This is a genomic window from Micromonospora qiuiae, assembly GCF_016863555.1.
GTDB classification, from domain to species: Bacteria; Actinomycetota; Actinomycetes; order Mycobacteriales; family Micromonosporaceae; genus Micromonospora; species Micromonospora qiuiae.
This window is the reverse complement of the sequence record NZ_BOPC01000022.1, coordinates 55807-76349: the sequence shown is the minus strand read 5'-3', so window position 1 is coordinate 76349 and position 20543 is coordinate 55807. Positions and strand designations below refer to the sequence as shown.

Below are 20543 nucleotides of genomic sequence, written 5' to 3'. Positions count from 1 at the left end.
GGAGCCGTTGTGAGGCTGCCATCGCGCCGCGGGGGCGGCGTTCGCGGAACGTTGCACGAGCACGAGCTGACCTCCGTCTACGCGCGGCCAAGGGAAGGGGCCGTCCCCGCGAGTGATCGCCCGGGTAGGGGCGGCCCCTTGCGCACACCCGCAGAGGCTGGCTTGTCGGCCTCTGCGGGTGTCGCCTGATGACACTGTGGTCAAGGTGCCACTACTCTCGGAAGGTGCTATCGGTGTCTGGGCTGGGCTGGCGCAACGGACGCCGTTTTTGTGGCGACGTAGGTAGTCGATCTTTAGTGTGGGGAGCCCTGAATGCCTGACATTCCAAACCCCGTGGCGTCCTTCATCGTTGGCGAGATTCGACGGGCGCGGGGCGGGGCCGGCATGACGCAAGAGGCGTTCGGTCGCGGGGCTGGCTTCAGTGCCTCCCATGTCAGCGCTGTTGAAGGCGGCACTCGGGCACTCACTTTGGACTTCATCCGAGGTGCCGACCGCTCGCTGAGCAATGGTGGACTGTTCGAGCGGCTAGCAGTCCAACTCGGCGCCCCTTCCTGGTTCCTGCCGTGGCTCGACGCGGAACGCGGAGCGACGCAGCTTCGCTACTTCGAGCCGAACCTGATCCCGGGCCTGTTGCAGGTGGAGCACTACGCCCGCGCCGTACTGCGGGCCGTGGACAGCCTGACCGACGACGAGGTCGAGCAGCGCGTTAAGGGGCGCATGGACAGGCAAGCAATCCTGACCGGCGATCGTCCGCCGCAGTTTGTCGCCGTACTCGACGAGGCCGCGCTTCGCCATACGGGCGACGGCCTCGGCGGGATTATGGCCCAGCAAGTCGCCCACCTGATCGCACTGGCCGAGCTTCCGCACGTTCACGTCCACGTCATCCCCCTTGGCAGCGGCCTGCACGTCGGGCTGTCTGGACCGTTTGCGCTGGCGCGGTCCCGCGAAGGCATCTGGGTCGGGCACCTTGAAAATCAGCTCGGCGGGGATGTCGTCGACAAGGACGATGATGTGGCTACGCTTCAGGCGAGGTGGGAGAGTGTCCGGAATGAGGCGCTACCGCGCCGGCAGTCCATCGATCTTTTGAAGGAAGTTGAGAGCCATCATGGACCCCAGTAACGCCCGGTGGCGCAAGAGCACCCGCAGCGGCGCGAGCGGCGGCAACTGCGTCGAGGTTGCCGACAACCTTCCCGGCGTCGTCGGCGTGCGGGACTCGAAGGACCCGAACGGCCCGGCACTGACCTTCAGCCCGGCGGCGTGGCGCGGCTTCGTCGAGATGGCGAAGACCGGCCCGACCGTCTGACCGACCTACACGCGAAGCCCCCGGCAAGCCGGGGGCTTCGCGCTGTCCGCCCCTCGGGCACAACAGGACCGGTCTGCACATTTGAGGCAGCCTGCTGCAGACATTGGCGACTTCGTTTGGGACATCGAAGGGTGGACTCATGTGGCCTCGGATGGACGTGGGGCGGGCCGCTGAAGATTGACTACTCGCCGTCTAGGCGCAGGAACTGTGGTGACCAAGGAGACCTCCGGCAAGCTGCGGTAAGGCGACAGAAGATCGACGATGTCTCCGAAACGTCAACCGGATGGGCCTTCCGGCGAAGAATCTTGAGATGGAAAGACTTCCCAGCTCAGCGGCGAGAAACGTTTTTGATCCCTAACGGTGCCCCCTCAGAGAGGGGGCGCGGAATCCGCCGCTGTGTACGAGTCGCTCGATATGGTTCCTCGACAGCGCGCACCGGCCTGCATCTCTGGGTCGAGGCGGCAGGTCCCCCGGGTCGCACCCCGGGGGCCGCCTTGAACGGTCGCGCCCACCAACGTCCGAGCCACGGACCGACAACAGGAGGAACGAGACCAGGTGACCACGGTAACGAGGGAGACCGGACCGCACCAGCCCGGAGACCCGCTCAGCACGGACAATCGCCTGATCAGGGCACTCATGATGGTCGCGACCATGTCCATCGGGGCGGTGCTCTGGATCGCCCTGGCCTACAGGGGGCAGATGGATACCGTCGGCCAGACGGCGATCACGGTGATCGGCGGAGTCGGGCTGGCCGCGATCAGCGCCATCACGGTGGTTCTCCGCAGGCGACCACCGAGGAGGCGAAGTTAACCGCAAGGGGATCGGGGTGAGCAAGGAGCGATGACGTCTCCGAATCGGCACCCGAGAGCGTCGGCGCGGCACGGGCCGCAGTTGTGGACAGGGCTCCGCGATGCTTCGGGCACTGCCCGGCGCGGGGGTCGGTCGGCAGCGCACACCCACCCCGAAGGGGCGGGTGTGCGGGGAGAGTTCCTTGATGGTCAAGGACGGTTCCTCCGGAGCACGCTTCGCCCCGCTCGGTGGCCGGTGGCGGCACCTCGGCCGGGCGTCTTGCATGCGGCTCGGCGAACGGGCCGAGCGCGCCGGGCAGCGGTCGGCGGCGCTCCATCGCGAGGTCGTACACAACGGGCAGACGGTCGGTCGGCAGGAATGCCGTGTGCCGTTGGTCGCCGCGACGGATCAGTCCGAGCGCGGCGAGGGTCACGATCGGCACGCCGAACAGCGCGGCATAGACAGGCTCGGAAAAGTCCTCTGCGCCGGGCAGCGTCATCACGGCGTCCAGCGAGCCTCTTTCAGATCCGTGCCCCGGGGGTGTTGGCGCACCCGCCGGGGCGTTTCCATCTACGTCAGCAGGTGGTGTGGGACTGCTTCACACCCCGCGTGTTGCGGCAGGATGCCCGGAGGTCAGTCGCGGTCGAGGGCGGCGCCGAGAATCCAGGTGACGACGCCGACGAAGAGCGCGCCCAGCACGGCGGCCGGCCAGAAACCGTCCACGTCGAACGGGAGCCCCACCTGGTCGGCGATCCAGCCGGTGAGCAGGAAGAGCAGGCCGTTGACCACGAGTGCGATCAGGCCGAGGGTGAGCAGGTAGAAGCCGCAGCCGACGGTCTTGATGATCGGCTGGAGCACCCCGTTGACCACCCCGAAGATGATCGCGACGAAGATCAGCGTCAGCACCGTTTCGCTGACCGATCCCGTGTCGAGCGAGATGCCGGGAATGACCAGTGTGGCCAGCCAGAAGGCCACCGCCGTGGCACCGATCCGAATCAGTAGACCTTTCAGAAAACCCATGGCGGGCATGGTGTCATGGCCGGACTGCCGGCGGAACCCGCGCAACGTCGGGTGGTCAACGCCGAGACGGGCGGCCGATCAGCTGCGCCTCGATGGGAGTGCCGGTGAGCATCGCCCAGCGCAGGGCGCGCCGGTTCACCACGGCCACCATGTCGTGCCGGATCCGGGTCAGCCACTGCGCGGACTCGCCGAGCCCCAGGGTGGTACCGGCGATGGCCGCCTCTGCCGGACTCAACGGCTGGAGCACCGCCAGGTCGGCCCGGCCCAGCGCGTCGGCGTCGGCCGTGGTGAGCTGGTCGCGTACCAGCAGGGTGGTCTGCCAGGCGACACCCGGCCGTGGACCGGCCGGCGGCGGCGCGTCCAATATCACGAGCAGCGGAGCCAGCGGCGTCACCGGCCCACCCGGCACCGGTCGCCCCGGCGGGAGCAGTGGGATCGTCGTGCCCGGCATGCTCAACGCGCGGACGAACGGTTCCCAGGCGTGTGGCCGGGTGGTCTGGACAACCACCCGGGCGCCGAGCGCCAGCGTGCGCATGGCCACCAGTTGGGCGGCGGGTAGCCCGCCGACGAGCAGCACCCGGGTGCCAGCCGGCCGGAACAGCCGGACGGTCACGGCGCTGCCGTGCCGGTTGGCGCCCAGCATCAGCCCGGCCGATCCGTACGGCAGCGTCAGCTCTGCCGGGCCGGGGATCGGGCTCGCTCCGGGCCGAGCGAGCGGCAGAGTGGCGGCGAGGCCGGCAAGGTGCGCGCCGTCGAGCCGCTCCACGGCACCGCCACCGGTTGCCACCACCCTTCGCAACGCCCGGGCGGCGGCGGACAGCTCCGCAGCGGTCACCGCGCTGAGGCGTACGGTCAGCCCGGTCGACGCCGTCCGGTCGCTCTCGGCGTGCAGCGACACCGTGGTCGCGGTCGCCGGCAAGGTCAGCAATCGAGGCACCAGCAGGGGTGCGACGTCCGCCGCCGGCCATCTCTGCAGCCGGAAGGTGGTCTGCAACAGCCCGCCGGCTCGGACGACCTGCCAGGATTCCCGCACTTCTCGCCCGTCGTAATGGGCGAACTCGGCGAGTATCCGCAGCGTCGGCTCCTCACCCAGGGGTCGGACGGCCATTGGTGCCAGCCTGCGGACGAGCCGACGTACGGCGCCGACGAGGACCTGTCGCAGCGCCTCCTCCGGCCAACCCTGGATCCGGGACACCCGTACGGCCAGCACCGCCCGTTCCCAGCCGGCCAGGTGCCCGTCGGTGAGCTGCCGGTACGAGGTGGCCGCCGCGCCGTTGCCGACGCCGACCGCCGGGGCCGCCGCGCCGGCCAGCACCAGCTGGACCCGCACGGACGGGGCCGGCTCGCTGCTCGTCGGCAGCAGGCAGGTGGGGGACGGTAGCTGCTGTGCGCCGTCACCGAGCAGGTCGGCCGGATCACCGATCTCCAGCAGCGCCACCAGGCCATCCGGGTCGTCCAGCAGCGCGACGGGCGACCCGGCCAGCTCGACGGAGCGGAGCACGCCGCCCGGGTGCACCAGGTCGAGCAGCGCCCTCGGACCGGCCTTCGCCGCGATGGCGCGTCGACGGGTCAGGTAGCCCAAGCCGATGCCCAGCCACTCGTACAGCCATCGTTGCCGGATCCGGCACCAGGCCAGGGCGAGCAGCACCGCCGCCGACAGGGCCGCCGCCAGCACCGGCAGCGTGCCCCGACCAAGTGCGGCGACGATCGCGGCCAGCGCCACCTGGGCGGTGGCGACCTGCCCGGCCCGTGGCCGGCGAGCCGGCCACAAGGCACCGTGCCGCCTCTGTGCTGTTTGGATCCGGTGCCCGGTCGAGGGCGGCCGGCCCGGCGGCGCCGCGCGTGGGGCCGCCACCGGGCGGGTCGGGGTGTCGGTCGTCGCCACCGCTCCTCCTCGCCCGATCACCCGCCGCGACCTCGCTGCCGCAAATGGTAGCGACCGCCCCCGGGTGCGTTGTCCACAGGGGAGCCGGCGGGGGTAGCAGAAACGCGACAACGCCGCTACCGTCAGCGACGAGTTCTCGTTGGCCCGTCCCACGCCGCGCTCGTCCTCCGGCGACGTGGGTGGTGCACCCCCACCGCAGGGCCAGCCACGACCGAGGAGACGAGGTGACGTCGGGGTGTCCCAGACCCAGACAGAGGCCGCGGTGATGCAGCAGACCGCGGTGAAGTTCGAGCAGGTGGACCAGTCGTTGCAGTCCATGCTCAGCGGATTGATGGCCCAGCTGGAAGTCCTCCAGCAGGCCTGGCGCGGGGCGGGCGGCCGGTCGTTCGAGCAGGTCAAGCAGCAGTGGGCGCAGGATCAGGCGAGCCTGCAGCAGGCGCTGCGGGAGACCGCGGGCGCGATCCGGACCGCCGGCGTCCACTACGACGCGTCGGACGCCGAGGCGGCCAGCCGGGTGTCCGCCACCAACCGCGGCGGCATCCAGCTGCCGCTCTAGACCACGACTGAGGGGGAGACATTCGATGGAGCACGGTGTGCTGGTCGTCAACTTCGCCGCGTTGCAGCAGGCCAGCGCGGACATCCAGCGGGCGTCGAACACGCTCGAGTCGCAGCTCGGCCAGTTGGAGCGCGACGCCGCCCCGCTGGTGGCCACCTGGTCCGGCGAGGCGCAGCAGGCGTACGAGCAGCGGCAGTCCCGGTGGCGCAACGCCTCGCAGGACCTCCAGGCGATGCTGCGCGACATCAAGGTGGCGGTGGACGAGTCCGCGGCCGACTACCTCGACACCGAGAAGAAGAACGTCGGGCTATTCCAGTGAGCTACCGCCGGCCGCCTTCGGCCGGCGTCAGTCCACCATCGATCGAGCGCCGGTCGGGACCCGATCCGGCCGGCATGCTCAGCGCGGGTCGGCGGGGCGCCAGCGCCGGCGAGTGCCGGCGGGCACGATCACGGCCGCCAGCACGATGGCGGCCACCACCAGCACGCCCGTGCCGGCCAGCCGCACCGCGCGCTGCCGGGCGTCGGCACGCCGGGCCTGCTGTGCGAGCCGAGCCGGATCGACCCGGTCATCGGCGAGCGTGGCGGCCGGTTCAGCGGGGCCCGGGACGCCGCCGGCCTCGGTGATCGCCCGGTACGGGTTGAGCACGCCCGTGCCGTACCCGTCGTCCGGAGCCGGATCGGTGGTGGCGACGATCCGGGTGGCCACCTCCGCGGCGGTCAGCTCGGGACGATACTGGCGCAGCAGCGCCGCGGTAGCGGCCACGAAGGGCACGGCATAGCTGGTCCCCTCGGCTCGGTGATGGCCCCTGCCGGGGGCCGCGATCAGCACGTCCGTGCCCGGGGCGACCAGGTCGAGATAGGAACCGGCCTGGGAGAAGTCGGCCCGAACCCCGTCCGCACCCATCGCGCCGACCCCGAGCACCCCCTCGTACGCGGCCGGGTAGGGACGCGGGTCACCGCTGCCGTGCAGGTTACCGACGGCGGCGACCACCACCACGTCCCGCGCGACCGCGTCGGCGACCGCTGCTCGCACCGCTGGATGGTCGGCGTACAGCACGACGGAGAGGTTGAGCACGTCGGCGTCGTTGTCGACCGCCCAGCGGATCGCCCGGGCGAAGTCGTCCGGTCCGACCGTACGGCCCGCGCCCCGGCCGTCCACGACCTGCTGCTCACTGACGCGTACCGGCAGGATCCGAGCGTCCGGGGCCAGCCCACGGAAGGTGATCCCGTCCTGCGGCGCGGCGGCGATGACGCTCGCCACCCCGGTGCCGTGGCCGACGCAGTCCAGGGTCCCGTCGCCGCCCGGGTCGAGCAGATCGATACCGGCCAGCACGCGCCCGGCGAGTTGGGGGTGTCGCCGGTCCACGCCCGAATCGATCACCGCCACGGTTACTCCTGACCCGGTCGCCAGCGGCGTCAACCTCTCCGGGGCGTACCGCTGTTGGGGCCACGGGACGGCGGAGACCGGGCGGACCGGGGCTGGTGGTGACGACGTGCAGTGCGGCGCGGCGCGCGACCCGACCAGCTCGGCTCTGGCGTCTGGTATGCCGGTCGTCGGGCCGGCCAGCAGACCGACGGCCAGACCCGCGAGGATCAGGCGGGGGCTGCACCGGGACATCGACCGCCTCCGTATCGTGGCGACATCGGAACGGGATGTTATCTCCTTGAACTTCACCTGGCGCCCCGCCGCCGGGGTGACATTGTGATCTTGGGGTCACCTTGTAGGTTGTAACCGGCACTAATGGCCGGTGCCCGGGAGGAGGGGTGGCCGTGACCGACTGGGAGCCGGCCACCGAGGCCGAGGTGGCGATGCGGGACGCGCTGCGCAACAACGATCAGCAGCTCTACTTCCGTATCTTGTCCCGCGTCGAGCTGCTGTTGCCACTTGCGGCTGAGGCGCCGGGTCACGCGCCAGCGGGTTGGGGCACCTGGACCACCGGTGGCCGCACCCACGTGCTGGCCTTCACCTCGGTCGAGGCGATGCGGGCCTGCCTCGGTGAGCACGCCGGGCCCAGCCGGCGCATCGGCTACCCGGAGCTGGCCGCGAACTGGCCGAATCACGAATGGTGGCTGGCGGTCAATCCCGGCCTGCCCGTCGAGGGCTACCTGCCGGCCTGGTACGTCACCCAGTTGTCCCGCGGTGACGTACGCCTGCCCGGCCGGACGGTGGGCACCCGAGCCCGACTGGAACGCGTCGAGGCGCTGAACCGAGCGCGTGCCGCCGCCACGGCCGGACCAACAGCCCAGCGGGCCCCGGACCAGCGGCCGGCCGATGTGGGCCCGAGCCCTGCGCCGCCGCCGGTGGTTCCCGCGGCCTTCCACCTTCCCGAGGTGCCTCCGTCGACACCGAGCACGGTCGCCGAGCCGCACCGTCCGCGCCCCGCCGGCCGGGCACCGGGGCAACCGGATGCCGGCCGGATTGCTCCGGAGGGTCCACGGCCGGCCGGCGGGGACCGGTTGGCTCCGCCGGGCGGTGACCGGCCGGGTGCTACGGGGCCGACTCGGCCTGCCGGCGTGGGTGTGCCCGTCGGCGGCGTGGGGCCGGATGGCCGAGGCGTTCTGCCTCCGCGCCGGCCGATGCCCCCCGCCGAAGGGGTTGGTTTGCCGGGGCGGGGATGGCCGGCGGCGCCCGAACGATCCGGGGCACCGGCCAACGGGGGGCCCGCTGAGCCCGGCGTCGACCAGGCGGGCCGGCGGTCGTTCTTCGAACCGGCGGCCGCAAGGCCCGCTTCCCGCAGCGACCGGCTGGCCGATCGGGCCACCCCGCCGCCCCGGCTTGGGCGCAGCGGGCAGCCATTCCCACGGCGAGGGCCGGCCGCGGGGCCGCCCGGCGGAGGTGAGCCGCGAGCCTTCGTCTTCACCGACGACGCCCGGTCCGGCGGCGCGGCTCGGCCGGAGCCGGGCGGGGAGGTCACCCAGCTACTGGCGTCGCAGGCCGGTTCCACGTCGGAGCCGACCCGCCCGCTGGGGCTGGCTCCCGAGGTCAGCCGGACGGCCTCGCCGGGTGCGAACCCCACCGGCGCGGAGGCGACCCAGGCGCTGCCCCGTCGCCGAACAACGGAGCCCACGGAGGAACCGCCGTCGATCGCGGAGCCGGTCTCCGGCCCGCCCGCGCCACGGCGTGATTTCAAGCCGATCGTCATCGAGGGCACCATCATCGAGGCCCGGGACCTGACCGCGGCACCGGCCTTCGAGGACCACCCGCACCCGGCCGTTGGGGAAACCCGGACGGGACGGCCCGAGGCCGACGTGCCGCTGGACAGCAACGTCGGAGCCGATGCCGAACGGACCGTTCCGACGCCGACGATCGAGCCGGAGCCCACGGTGCCGATTTTGCCGTCGCCCGTCGGGGTGTCGGCGGAGCCCACCGTGCCGATCGCACCCGAGTCGCCCGTCGGGGTGTCGGCGGAGCCCGCGGTGCCGATCGCACCCGAGCCGCCCGTCGGCGTGCCGGCGGAGCCCACCGCGCCGGCCCAGGAGGTGCCGGCGGCCGTCGTGGCCGATTTCCAGCCCGCCAACGAGGTGGAGAAGGAACTGCTCAGCGCGGCGAACGCCGGAAACACCGACACCTTCCTGTCCACGCTGCTGCTGGCTCGGGTCCTGATGCCGGTGGCCGCCGACTCCGCACCGGGCAGCCGACCCGGCGACCCGGGTTTCGTCTGGCCGGCCGTGGAACTGGACGGCCAGACGTTCGTGCTGGGCTACACCTCGCCACAGCGCTTCGCCGACCACACCGACCCGGCCGCCGACACGATCCAGGTCCGCTTCGTCCAGATGATCAGCCGTTGGCCCGACCCGTCGTGGTCGTTCGCCGTCAACCCCGGTACCCCGGTCGGGGCGAAGCTACCCGGTGAGCAGATCGTCGGGCTGTCCAACTGGGCGACCGAGTTGGGCCTGGGCGACGACCCGGAGAGCGAGCCCGAGCCGAGCGCCGACCCACCAGCGCCATCGGGCGGCCAAGAGAAGAAGCCCGCACCGGTGGCCGACCCCGCCCGGCCGATCGTCATGCAGAAGGCGGTCGCGCCGAGCCAACTCGGCTACTACCTGGAACGGGGCTACGACCGGGTCTCCGGTTTCGTGCACCGGGCGACCGAGCTGGCCCACCTCACCACCCCTGCCCAGTTGTACCGCGCGCTCGGTCTGCACCATCCGGAGTCGCCGTTCACTCCGGACGCCGACGAGATCTACGTGCTGCGGTGGCCCGCGTACCGTCCCAGCCTCTACCGGATCCCGTACGGCGGGCAGAACGAGGCCGCCATGCGGGCCATGGAGGGCTGGGTCATCGAGCGTCCGCCGTTTCGGGGCAACGGCTTCGCGCCCGGTGAGAGCAGCGACGTACTGGCCGAGTTCAAGGTGGACAGTGTCCGGCTCCCGCACGGCGCACAGTTGCTGCGCCTCGGTGCGGACGGGACGGAACGCCTGGTCGCGGTCCTCGACGCCGACACGGTTTCCTGGCGACGGGTCGGTGAGCAGTGATCCGGGACGGCTACGTGGCCCGCTGGCGGGGGCGGGAGTACCATGCCAGCCCCGACGGCGGCGAGGTCCGGCTCTACCGGCCGGAGCCGGGCGACGGCTTCACCGAGGTACGGCCCGGCCGGCACGTCCGGGTCGTACCGGCCGCCGAGATCGAGGAACTGGCGTACGTGCGGACGACCTGCACCTGGAAAGGCCAGCCGTTCATCGTGCTCGGGGAACACGAGGGCTGGCTGCGGGTCGAGTACACCGGTGGACGCTGGCCGGTGGCGCAGGCGATGCGCCTGGAGGCCTTCGACTTCGGTGTCTATCAGGGATGGGCACCCGCCACGGAGGTCACCGACCTGCGCGAACAACGGGTCTGAATCTTCGCCGTCAGGATTTCGCCCAGCGCAGCACCTCGCCCAGCACCAGTTCCGGCGCCTCCAGGTGCGGGAAGTGCCCGATCTGGTCGAGCAGCCGCCACTCGTACTGCGCGCTGACGTAGCGGCCCGAGCCCTGGGCGGTACGCGGCAACGAGGCCTCGTCCAGCGCGCCGTGCAGTTGCAGGGTGGGGGTGACCAGCGGTCGCTGCATCAACTTGACGAACCGGTAGCCCTGCAGCCGCAGCACCGACCGGAACGCCCACCGGTAGCCCTCCAGCGCACAGAACGCGGCCTGCGGGATGCGCATGGCCTCCCGGTAGCGCCGCGCGTACCCGGCGAAATCCGGGCCGGCGACCCACCGAGGGCCACCCCAACGTCGCAGGATCTCCTCCACCGCCCGGCCCTCGTTGCGGGTGAGGACGTGCTCGTAGCGGGGCAGCTGGAACTTCAGCGCGGGCGTGGAGGCGGCGAACTGCCCACGCGGATCGGCGAAGATCGCCGCGCGTAGCCGCAGCGGGTGCGGGGCACCGAGCACCATCAGCCGGCGGACCAGCCTGGGGTGGAACGTCGCCACGGTCCAGCCGATCATCCCGCCGGCACCGGTGCCGACCACGGTGGCCGAGCGTTCGCCCAGGGCCCGGATCATGCCGGCCACGTCGGCGGCGAGGGTGTAGCCGTCGTACCCCCGCGGTGGTTTGTCGCTGGCCCCGTAGCCCCGCAGGTCGACGGCGACGGCGCGGAAGCCGGCGTCGGCGAGCGCCGGGAGCATCTGGTGCCAGGCCCACCAGTGCTCGGGAAAACCGTGCAGGAAAAGCACCATCGGCCCGGTGCCGGCCTCGACGACGTGGAACCGGCTGCCGTTGGCACCGACGAACCGGTGCGTCCACGGCCCTTCGGTGAGGACGCAGGACTCGTCGACGGCATCGCCACGCTGCTCGGTCATGACCGACAGCCTATGACCCGGGCGCCGCTCGCCCGGCTAGGCGGGCGATGCCCCGGGCAGGTGACCTGCCCGGGGCATCGTTCGGTCGGCTCAGCGGCTCAGGAGAACCGGACCTTGGTGTGGATGCCCTTCTGCTCGAGCACCCTGATCCTGGTGCCGGTGGCCGGAAGCTTGACGCCGTGGTTCGGCAGCTCCGGGAACCAGTACTGCTTCGTGTCGTCGAACAGCGGCTGCGCGGCCTGCCCGCGGATGTGCTGCGGCTGGCTGTTCAGGTGCAGCGTGAACGAGTCCGCCTTCTTCAGGCTGAACGGCGCGTCGTAGACCTGGATCCGGGCCCGCCAGGGCTGCCCGGTCAGGTTGTAGATCGGCCGGGGGCGGGAGTCGATGATCAGGTTTCGGCCCTCGCCCGGGTGTGCGAACGTGTCGTTGTCCGCCCACCGGGTGTTCCAGTAGGAGATCAGCAGACCCTCCTGGTACGGGTAGTGGTCCACCAGGTCGGGCTTGGTGTTGGCGTACCCGAAGAAGTACGGGCCGGTCTTGAGGTACTTGTCGTACGAGATGTACTGCCGGGTGCCCGCGATGTAGTAGTTCGCGAAGCTGCGCGTGTAGGTCTCCTCGACCACCTCGAAGCCACCGGCCAGCGTCCAGCCCGCCCCGCCGTCCTCGGCACCGTCGGTGAAGACCGTCTCGCCGTCGGCGGTCAGCGTGGCCGCGTCACCGAAGAACCCGCCCTCGGAGACCGCACCGTCGGTCTGGTAGCGCAGCCGGAACCCGACGACATCGCCGACCATCGCGTCCAGCGGGATCTGGATGTCCACCCACTCGTCGTCCGAGCTGCCGTACAGGGCGAAGCGGCCGGGGGAAATCTCCTTCAACGGCTCGCCGTCGACCGTGCCGGGCTGCGGGGTCCAGGTCCGCCCACCGTCGGTCGAGGTCTCGAAGAAGAGGTAGTCGTACTCCGCCTCGATGTTGTAACGGCCCTTCAGCGACACTGCCGCCGACGACTTCCCGGTCAGGTCCAGCGTACGGGTCAGGGTGCTGTTCAGGTCGTCGGCGTTGCCGGAGAAGAACTGTTTGGTGCCCTCGAACGGCGTGCCATTGTCGAAGGTGTACTCCCGCTCGGGCAGCACCACCACGGCGGCCTGGGCCTCGTCGGTGTGGTACTCCTGCGGGCCGAGGACCAGGGTGCGCTTCTGCCCGGCCTTGATCACCTCGTAGTCGAGCCAGCCGAGCTGGAGCTTGTTCCAGGCGCCGAGGTCGCCGCCGCGCTCGCCGATACCGCCGTCGTTCTTGGCGCCGAGGCGGCTCTGGGCCATCAGGGTCCAGTGCTCGTTGTTGTTGTCGCCGCCGTTGATGACGTTGTAGTCGTCTGGCAGGCCGAGGTCGTGGGCGTACTCGTGGTAGAAGACGCTGCGGCCGCCGTTCTCCGGCTGGATCGTGTAGTCACCGATCCAGACACCGGTGTTGCCGATCTGGGTGCCGCCGGCCGGGAAGTTCGGCGGGCCGGTGCGACCCTGGTCGGAGGCGTACGCGTACCAGCGGTGGCTCCAGATGGCGTCCTCGCCGTAGATCGGGTCAACGTCGGCCATGTCGCCGCCGGCATGCACGATCTGGAAGTGGTCGATGTAGCCGTCCGGCTCGTTGAAGTCGCCGTCACCGTCGTGGTCGTACCGGTCCCATTTGTCCATCGCCCGTACGTCGGCGGCGATCTCCGCGTCGCTCCGGCCGGCCGCCTTCTGGTCGGCGACCCACTGGTTGGCCGCGTCACGCACCAGCGCCCAGACGTTGGAGCAGATGATCTCCGCACACGGGTAGCCGCTGGAGCGGCCGTACCGGGCCTGGTTGTAGTTGACCTTCACCCAGTCGGTGACCACACCGTCGACGCTGTAGCGGCCGGAGGACTGGGCCTCGAAGTACTGCTTCACCGACTCGACGCCGGGCCCGGTGCCGAAGTAGAGCTTCCGGTAGTGGTCGGCGTCGTAGTCCGGCTGCCAGACGGTGGAGTTGTCCACCCGCCGGTCCGGCTTCGGGATCTCGTTGTGCAGCGGCCCGTCGAACCGCGCCGGGCCGGGCACCTCCGGGTCGGTGTCCTGGTCGGGGAAGTTCGGGTGCCGTTCGTCGCCGAACTCGGCGAGGATCACGAAGATCTGGTCGGTCTTCTCCCGGGACAGTTCGACGTACTGCTTCTCGGCGGGGCCCTTGCCGTGTTTGGTGGTCCTGGCGTTGCGACCGGCCTTGCCGCCACGGATGGCCCGGTCGCCGACCCTGACCACGGTGCTGCCGTTGATCCGTTCCGGCGTGGCGCGGCCCGAGAGCACCTCGCTCAGACCCTCCTGACGCAGGGCGCGGCGCTTCTCCTCCAGCGGATTCGGCAGATCGTGTTCGGCGTGGGCGGGCTCGGCGACCGACGGGGCGGCTGCCGGCGACTCTGCCACCGGCGCGGCGGCGGCAGATGCGCCGACCGTCAGTCCAGTCGCCGTCAACGAGAGCCCGAGCAGACCCACTGCGACTTTCCGCACGTGGTACCTCCGGATCGAGGGAACCGACCCATCGGGGGTTGTGGGCCGGTGGAATGGCCTCCACAAATGGGGCCACTGGTGAACTTATGCACTACTGGGGCCGCTGGGAAGAGGGCTGCGTCGATTTGATGGGGGTTTCTTGGTGGCTTGATGGGGGTTCGCCTTGGTGGCGGCGCCCGCCGAGACGACGACGGGTGGCGGTCCCTTCGGACCGCCACCCGTCCCGGTGGTACGCCTGCCGTCAGTCCTCGTCGGACTTGCCGCCGCTCATGCCGGACGCGATCAGCTCCATCACGGACGAGTCCTGCAACGTGGTCACGTCGCCCAGCGAGCGGTTCTCCGCCACGTCCCGCAGCAGGCGGCGCATGATCTTGCCGGATCGGGTCTTCGGCAACTCCGGCACCAGCATGATCTGCCGGGGCTTGGCGATCGGCCCGAGCGTCTTCGCCACGTGGGCCCGCAGGTCGGCGATGAGCTGCTCGCCCGTCTCCCCGGCGGTCTCCGCGGTGCCGCGGGGAATGGCGAAGGCGACGATCGCCTGGCCGGTGGTCGGGTCCGTGGCGCCGACCACCGCCGCCTCGGCCACCGACGGGTGCGACACCAGCGCCGACTCCACCTCAGTGGTGGAGATGTTGTGCCCCGACACCAGCATCACGTCGTCGACCCGGCCGAGCAGCCAGATGTGCCCGTCGTCGTCCTTCTTCGCGCCGTCTCCGGCGAAGTAGACCCACTCCGCGCCGGTGGCGCCACCCGCGCCCGCGCCAAAGCGCGACCAGTACGTCTCGATGAAGCGGTTGTCGTCACCCCAGACGGTGCGCAGCATCGACGGCCACGGCTCACGCAGCACCAGATAGCCACCGCCGCCGTTGGGCACCGACTGGCCCTGGTCGTCGACCACGTCGGCGTCGATGCCGGGCAGCGGGGCCATCGCCGAGCCCGGCTTGGCGGCCGTGACACCCGGCAGCGGCGAGATCATGATCGCGCCGGTCTCGGTCTGCCACCAGGTGTCCACCACGGGCAGTTCGCCGCGGCCGATGTGCTGCCTGTACCACATCCACGCCTCGGGGTTGATCGGTTCGCCGACGCTGCCCAACAGCCGCAGCGAGGACAACTCGTACCCGGCGGGGATCTCCTCGCCCCACTTCATCATCGTCCGGATCAGGGTGGGCGCCGTGTAGAGGATGGTGACCCCGTACTTGTCGACGAGTTCCCAGAGCCGGCCCTTGTGCGGGGTGTCCGGGGTGCCCTCGTACATGACCTGGGTGGCGCCGTTGGCGAGCGGACCGTACACAATGTACGAGTGGCCGGTGACCCAGCCGATGTCGGCGGTGCACCAGTAGACATCGGTCTCCGGCTTCAGGTCGAAGACCGCGTGCGTGGTGTACGCCACCTGCGTCAGATAGCCGCCGGTGGTGTGCAGGATGCCCTTCGGGCGGGCGGTGGTGCCGCTGGTGTAGAGGATGAACAGCGGGTGCTCGGCGTCGAACGCCGCCGCGGTGTGCTCGGCAGACGCCGTCTCCACCGTCTCGTGCCACCAGCGGTCCTTCGCCGACCAGGCGACCTCCTCGCCGGTGCGCCGGACCACCAGAACGTGCTCGACTGACGGGCAGTTCGCCACCGCCTCGTCCACGGTCGGCTTCAGCGCGGACGGCTTGCCCCGCCGGTAGCCACCGTCGGCGGTGATCACCACCTTGGCCGAGGCGTCCTGGATCCGGTTGGTCAGCGACTCGACGGAGAACCCACCGAACACCACGCTGTGCGTCGCGCCGATCCGGGCGCAGGCCAGCATCGCGACCGCCGCCTCCGGGACCATCGGCAGATAGATCGCCACCCGGTCACCGGCGACCACGCCGAGTTCGGTGAGGGCGTTCGCCGCCTGGCAGGTCAGCCGGTGCAGCTCGGCGTACGTCACGGTGCGGGTGTCACCGGGCTCGCCCTCCCAGTGGATCGCCACCTTGTCGCCCCGGCCGGCCTCGACGTGCCGGTCGAGACAGTTGTACGCCACGTTCAGTTGCCCGCCGACGAACCACTTCGCGAACGGCGGATTCGACCAGTCCAACACCTGGTCCCACTGCTTCGCCCAGATCAGCCGCCCGGCTTGGCGCTCCCAGAAGGCCAGCCGGTCGGCCTCGGCCTCGGCGTACGCGTCGGCGGTGACGTTGGCGTCAGCGGCGAGTTCGGCCGGCGGCGGGAACTGGCGCGTCTCGTTCAGCAAGTTGGCCAATGCCTCACTCATGCCGTTACTCCTCGTCGCTAAGGGGGGTGGCCTGCGTCTCTTCGGGGCAGGTTAGCCGGGGCGAACGACCGAAGCGACCGCACCCACCCGCCCCCGTCGCCCAACGGCCACTCCCACGCGCCGAGGTGCAAGGAAGGGCCCCTTTTTAACGCCTCCGGTAGAGGAAGGGCCCCTTATTAACACCGCAAGCCGGCTGCCGACGTGCCGCAGGCCGGTGGCGCGCGCCGCGTCGTCGGTGACCCGTGGCCCGGCGAGGGCGCGAGGTCGCTAGCGTGACGGGGTGACGACCGACCCGCTCGCGCCCCTGCTCGCCCTCGCCGACGTCGCCGACGCCGTCGAGCAGGCCCGCACCCGCTTCGACCAGGCGCTCGGCCACCGCGCGCTGCGCCGGCACGGGGGCCAGGTCGCCGCCGAGGTCAGCCTGCGGTCCGCGGTGGCCAGCGCCGCCCTGGAGGGCCGGATCCACGAGCGGGAGGCGGTACGCGCCGGCACCGTGACCGAGCCGGTGCTGCAGGGCGCCCTACGGGTCGCCGGGGCGCTGCCCGGGTTGAGTGACCTCTGGCCGAAGGCCCCCCGGCAGGCACTGGCGAAGCTGCACGTACTCGCCGCCCGAGACCTGGTCACCGACGCCGAGCTGGGCCGGCCGGTCGACGATCCGGTGGTCGCCGCCCGGCTGGACGTCCTGGCCGGGCTGGTGGCCGGCGGCACCAAGGTCACCCCACTGGTGCTGGCCGCCGTCGTACACGGAGAACTGCTGAACCTACGCCCGTTCCCCGGACCCTCCGGCGTGGTGGCCCGGGGCGCCGCCCGCCTGGTGTTGCTCTCCAGCGGGTTCGACCCGCGTGGGCTGCTCGCCGTCGACGTCGGCCACCACGAGCGTGAACCGGAGTACGTCGGTGCGGCCGGCGCCTTCGCCACCGGCACCCCGGACGGGCTGCGGTCCTGGCTGCGCCACTACATGGCCGCCGTCGAGGTGGGCGCCGACCAGCTCAAGGTCATCGGTGACGAGGTGCTGGCCACCACCTGACGGGCCGCCGCCGCGACCCGGACCGCCGGTGGGTGCCGGCACCGTCCTGGCACCGTCCTGGCGCCGGCTGCGGCGAGGCGAGTACGGCGGCGGAAGCTCAGGCCGGGGTGGCGCTGGCGCGGATGCGACGGTGGCGGCCGTACCAGGCGATACCGATCGCCACCCCGACGCCCACGCCGAGCGCGGCCGCCGCGACCGGAACGGCCGGCCGTTCCCGCAGCCGCCGGCCCAGCGGGACCGGGTGCCGGAACTCCAGCACCGGCCAGGCGTTCTCGACGGCCAACCTGCGTAGCTGCCGGTCCGGGTTGACCACCGTCGGGTGGCCCACGCACTCCAGCAAGGGCCGATCGCTGTACGAGTCGGAGTAGGCGTACGAGTCGGCCAGGTTGTAACCGCGCTCGGCGGCGAGTTCGCTGACCGCCTCGACCTTGCGCGGGCCGGCCGCGTAGAACTCGACCTCGCCGTTGTACCGGCCGTCCAGCACACCCATCCGGGTGGCGATCACGTCGGTGATGCCGAGCAGTGCGCCGATCGGGCGCACCATCTCCTCACCCGAGGCGGAAACCAGGACGACGTCCCGACCGGCAGCCTGGTGCTCCTCGATCAGGGCAGCGGCCTCGGCGTACACATAAGGGTTGATCAGCTCGTGCAGCGTTTCCGCGACGATCTGACGGACCTGCTCCACCTGCCACCCCTTGCAGAGCGTGGCAAGGTAGTCCCGGGTCCGGGCCATGGTCTGCTCGTCGGTGCCGCCCAGCCGGAACATCAGCTGCGCGTACGCCGACTTGACCACGTCTCGCCGGGTGATGAGGCCGTCCCGGTAGAACGGCCGACCGAACGCCAAGGCGCTCGACTTGGCGATCACGGTCTTGTCGAGATCGAAGAAAGCGGCACTTCGGCCCACGGCGCGAAAGTCTAGCCCGATGGTCTATCGTCGGCGGGTGCCCGGGGGCCGAAGACCGCTCGAACCTGCGGTACGGCCGCAGCGCGCCTGCGAAGAGTGACTGCGGTCACACTCTCCGAACCGGAATTCGCAGGGAGTGGAGGCTACACCACTCGACGTACACAGGTCTGCTCAGGCAGACTTGTCCATAAGACGAGCACTCATATCTCGTACGACCGGCAGACCCTCGGCGGTTGCACCCCCCGTGACCGCTGAGCGGGTTCGGCTCGACCCCCCCGGAGCCGAACCCTTGACGACCCCCGTCTCCCCCCGACGGGGGTCGTCCCTTTCCCATGGAAACGCTCCGACGCAAGTCACAGGCCGTCTCCGATCTCGTCGGCGCCGTTAGTGAGTCCGGCGAAGGGCGTGGTGACGTCCCGGACCGTGCAGCGACCGGCCGATCAGCCTGAGGCGCTTGTATCCGGCACCGTCGCACAGGACGCCGCAAGTCGCGGGTCTGGGCACGAGATGCCGCGACTTGCGGCCTCCGCGGGCCCGTACACCCCGACATGCCGCAAGCCGCGCCGCTTCACCGGACGGGATACACCGGCATGCCGCAACTCGTGCCCACCCGATCGGCCGGAGCACCCCGACATGCCGCATCCCGCGCCATCCACCACCCCAGGCACAGAGCATTACCGGGCATTGACCCCGACCTCGCCTATTGCCGGTCTCTTTTATCCTGCGGCGATTCCTCGGCCAGAGGTAGCAGAGAGGAGGTCTACGAGCGCCGCGAACTGCGACCCGATGACGCGGCCGACGCGTGGCCGCAGGCGCTCTCTTCCGCAACGACGAAGGCCACGTGCTGCTCGTACCCCTCAGCTACAAGAACCACTGGGACATCCCCGGCGGCTACGTCGAACCCGGCGAGTCACCCCGCGCCGCATGCCTGCGCGAAATTGAAGAAGAACTCGGCCTCACGGCCCCTGTCGGCTCGATGCTGCTCGTGGACTGGGCACCCGCCGAGAATGAAGGCGACAAGCTCCTCTTCATCTTCGACGGCGGCACACTCGACGCCGAGCAGGAACGCGACATCCGCTTTACGGACGGGGAAATCACCGAATGGCGCTACGTGCACGGCGACGACTTGGAACAGCACGGCCCACCCCGACTCGCTCGTAGAATCCGGGCCGCGATCGCCGCCCACAGCAACGGCGGTTCCACGTACGCCGAGCACGGCATCTCTATCTAGGTCACAGTTTCGATACACGTTCAACGCGGCCTGGATCGGACCGCACGCGCCGCCGCCAGGGCGCGTGGCCTGAACGCCGCTGCCGCTCTGTTCCGGCCACGCAACACGGCAGCGCACGGCCTGCTGGCGGCCTGCGGCTGGCATCGGCCGGCGGGCTGGGCTCTGTGGCTTACCCGCGTCGCTCTGATGCTCTGCGGCGATCCGCGTCCTCAAGGGCGTGGCGCACAGCTGTCCGGATCACGATGTACAGGACGGCCTGCCCAGCCAGCCATAGAACCAGGGCGAAGACGATCTGTGCGAACGGGAGACCATCAAACAGCATGGGCGGCACGATAGTTCGGAGCGGTTTTCCCTGCTGTCCCTGCGTTACCAGCGCCCGCCTGCACCCGCCTCGCCGGCGAGAATGCCGATTTCAGGGACAGGGATGGTCGCGGAAGTGGTTGGCCGACGAAGCGCACCGTGACGAAGGCCGACGCCGACACCGATCTACCGCAGTGAGGGCGTGGTCTGATGCGCGTGGCAACCGCTTCCGAAGCCGGCGACCCGAGGTTGCCGAACGAAGACTGGGTCATGGCCAGCGACCCGCGATCTCAACCACCCCGGCACGCCAGCGGCGGCAGCGGCGATGCTGCGGCTCAAGGACACCTCGTAGGAGTACCTGGTACTCGGCGACGTCACGGTGCTCATCGACACCGTCGACGGCATCCCGGTCATCACCGATGACCGGGTGGACAGGACCGCCCGCGCCGAACGCGACGAAGCCGACCGGCATCCGTTCGGCTCGGCCGAGAAGCAGGCCTTTTGCTGCGGATGAAGCACGCCGAGTTGGCCGCCCGCAACCGGCCCGGCGGCTACTGGGTCGCCGCTACCTGTCGCCTTTCTTGGTCTCGACCACGGCAGTACGGCGGCGATCTACCTCCGCAGTGATCTTCTTCATGTACCAGCACATGACCTCGTAGGGGATGTCGCGCTCCCCAACGGTGGAGATGCTGATCGTCGGTTCCCTCGCCGGATCCTCGTCGGGTACCACTGCGAGAAGGAAAGCTGGGCCGGGCAGATGGGTCATGGCAGTGGGGATGTCCGCCCAGGACGCAGGAGCTGGCACAGCCTCACTCAACTCGACGTGCCAGGCGTCGTCAGGAACGGCGTACATGAACTGCACTGCGTAACGCGTTCCACCGTGATCCAGATACTCCGGCATGCCCCAAGGATGGCATTGGGAACCTGGTGCGGTCATCTGAAAACCCGATCGCTGAACACGCGGCGAGCCGTGAAGATGGCGCTTCCACAAG

18 protein-coding genes are annotated in these 20543 nt (G+C 70.6%); 9 read left to right on the top strand and 9 right to left on the bottom strand.

What is annotated here, in order from left to right; genetic code table 11:
- Positions 1–312 precede the first annotated feature (312 nt).
- Positions 313–1119: a helix-turn-helix domain-containing protein gene (locus tag Vqi01_RS08330; protein WP_204034035.1), complete on the top strand. Its 807-nt coding sequence runs from the start codon at positions 313–315 to the stop codon at positions 1117–1119.
- Positions 1106–1303: a DUF397 domain-containing protein gene (locus Vqi01_RS08325; RefSeq protein WP_204034034.1), complete on the top strand. Its 198-nt coding sequence runs from the start codon at positions 1106–1108 to the stop codon at positions 1301–1303. Before Vqi01_RS08330 ends, Vqi01_RS08325 begins: the two co-directional genes overlap by 14 nt.
- A 766-nt stretch (positions 1304–2069) precedes the next feature.
- Here the strand turns inward: Vqi01_RS08325 and Vqi01_RS08320 are convergent.
- The 3 genes from Vqi01_RS08320 to eccE all read right to left on the bottom strand — a co-directional run bounded on the left by Vqi01_RS08320 (position 2070) and on the right by eccE (position 4997).
- Entirely contained in the window at positions 2070–2594 is a 525-nt protein-coding gene (locus Vqi01_RS08320) for a hypothetical protein (protein WP_204034033.1), read from the bottom strand.
- Positions 2595–2725: 131 nt separating this feature from the next.
- Positions 2726–3112 (bottom strand): phage holin family protein, encoded by a 387-nt coding sequence (locus tag Vqi01_RS08315; RefSeq protein ID WP_204034032.1) that lies wholly within the window; start codon positions 3110–3112, stop codon positions 2726–2728.
- 55 nt (positions 3113–3167) lie between these two features.
- Positions 3168–4997, bottom strand: coding sequence for a type VII secretion protein EccE (gene eccE / locus Vqi01_RS08310; protein WP_239098254.1), 1830 nt, complete (start codon positions 4995–4997; stop codon positions 3168–3170).
- Positions 4998–5232: 235 nt separating this feature from the next.
- Here eccE and Vqi01_RS08305 point away from each other — a divergent pair, with 235 nt between their 5' ends.
- On the top strand, positions 5233–5553 hold the full coding sequence (locus Vqi01_RS08305; protein ID WP_204034029.1) for a WXG100 family type VII secretion target: 321 nt from the start codon (positions 5233–5235) through the stop codon (positions 5551–5553).
- 25 nt (positions 5554–5578) lie between these two features.
- Positions 5579–5872, top strand: coding sequence for a WXG100 family type VII secretion target (locus Vqi01_RS08300; protein ID WP_204034028.1), 294 nt, complete (start codon positions 5579–5581; stop codon positions 5870–5872).
- Between the two features lie 78 nt (positions 5873–5950).
- Here Vqi01_RS08300 and mycP read toward each other — a convergent pair whose 3' ends face one another.
- Positions 5951–7171 carry a type VII secretion-associated serine protease mycosin gene (mycP, locus tag Vqi01_RS08295; RefSeq protein WP_204034027.1) on the bottom strand — a complete coding sequence of 407 codons (1221 nt, stop codon included), beginning with the start codon at positions 7169–7171 and terminating at the stop codon, positions 5951–5953.
- A 152-nt stretch (positions 7172–7323) separates the two neighbouring features.
- On the opposite strand from mycP, the gene Vqi01_RS08290 reads away from it, so the two are divergent.
- Together Vqi01_RS08290 and Vqi01_RS08285 are read left to right on the top strand one after the other, a co-directional pair.
- Positions 7324–10029 (top strand): SseB family protein, encoded by a 2706-nt coding sequence (locus Vqi01_RS08290; RefSeq protein WP_204034026.1) that lies wholly within the window; start codon positions 7324–7326, stop codon positions 10027–10029.
- Entirely contained in the window at positions 10026–10391 is a 366-nt protein-coding gene (locus Vqi01_RS08285) for a UCP033725 family protein (RefSeq protein WP_204034025.1), read from the top strand. Before Vqi01_RS08290 ends, Vqi01_RS08285 begins: the two co-directional genes overlap by 4 nt.
- A gap of 10 nt (positions 10392–10401) precedes the next feature.
- Here the strand turns inward: Vqi01_RS08285 and Vqi01_RS08280 are convergent, their stop codons facing one another.
- The 3 genes from Vqi01_RS08280 to acs all read right to left on the bottom strand — a co-directional run bounded on the left by Vqi01_RS08280 (position 10402) and on the right by acs (position 16089).
- Entirely contained in the window at positions 10402–11334 is a 933-nt protein-coding gene (locus tag Vqi01_RS08280) for an alpha/beta fold hydrolase (protein WP_204034023.1), read from the bottom strand.
- Positions 11335–11432: 98 nt separating this feature from the next.
- Positions 11433–13838 carry an immune inhibitor A domain-containing protein gene (locus Vqi01_RS08275; RefSeq protein WP_204034131.1) on the bottom strand — a complete coding sequence of 802 codons (2406 nt, stop codon included), beginning with the start codon at positions 13836–13838 and terminating at the stop codon, positions 11433–11435.
- A 256-nt stretch (positions 13839–14094) separates the two neighbouring features.
- Entirely contained in the window at positions 14095–16089 is a 1995-nt protein-coding gene (gene acs, locus Vqi01_RS08270) for an acetate--CoA ligase (RefSeq protein ID WP_204034022.1), read from the bottom strand.
- Between the two features lie 280 nt (positions 16090–16369).
- Between acs and Vqi01_RS08265 the strand changes: the two genes are divergently transcribed.
- The gene (locus tag Vqi01_RS08265; RefSeq protein WP_204034021.1) at positions 16370–17116 is read left to right on the top strand and encodes a Fic family protein; all 747 of its coding nucleotides are present in this window, start codon (positions 16370–16372) and stop codon (positions 17114–17116) included.
- Between the two features lie 97 nt (positions 17117–17213).
- Here Vqi01_RS08265 and Vqi01_RS08260 read toward each other — a convergent pair whose 3' ends face one another.
- On the bottom strand, positions 17214–18020 hold the full coding sequence (locus Vqi01_RS08260; protein ID WP_204034020.1) for an HAD family hydrolase: 807 nt from the start codon (positions 18018–18020) through the stop codon (positions 17214–17216).
- A gap of 802 nt (positions 18021–18822) precedes the next feature.
- On the opposite strand from Vqi01_RS08260, the gene Vqi01_RS08255 reads away from it, so the two are divergent.
- Both Vqi01_RS08255 and Vqi01_RS31245 read left to right on the top strand, forming a co-directional pair.
- On the top strand, positions 18823–19251 hold the full coding sequence (locus Vqi01_RS08255) for an NUDIX domain-containing protein (RefSeq protein WP_204034019.1): 429 nt from the start codon (positions 18823–18825) through the stop codon (positions 19249–19251).
- 679 nt (positions 19252–19930) lie between these two features.
- Positions 19931–20065 (top strand): hypothetical protein, encoded by a 135-nt coding sequence (locus tag Vqi01_RS31245; protein ID WP_275408744.1) that lies wholly within the window; start codon positions 19931–19933, stop codon positions 20063–20065.
- Between the two features lie 51 nt (positions 20066–20116).
- Here Vqi01_RS31245 and Vqi01_RS08250 read toward each other — a convergent pair whose 3' ends face one another.
- Complete coding sequence (locus Vqi01_RS08250) at positions 20117–20452, bottom strand: hypothetical protein (RefSeq protein ID WP_204034018.1); 336 nt, start codon at positions 20450–20452, stop codon at positions 20117–20119.
- Between the last annotated feature and the right edge of the window lie 91 nt (positions 20453–20543).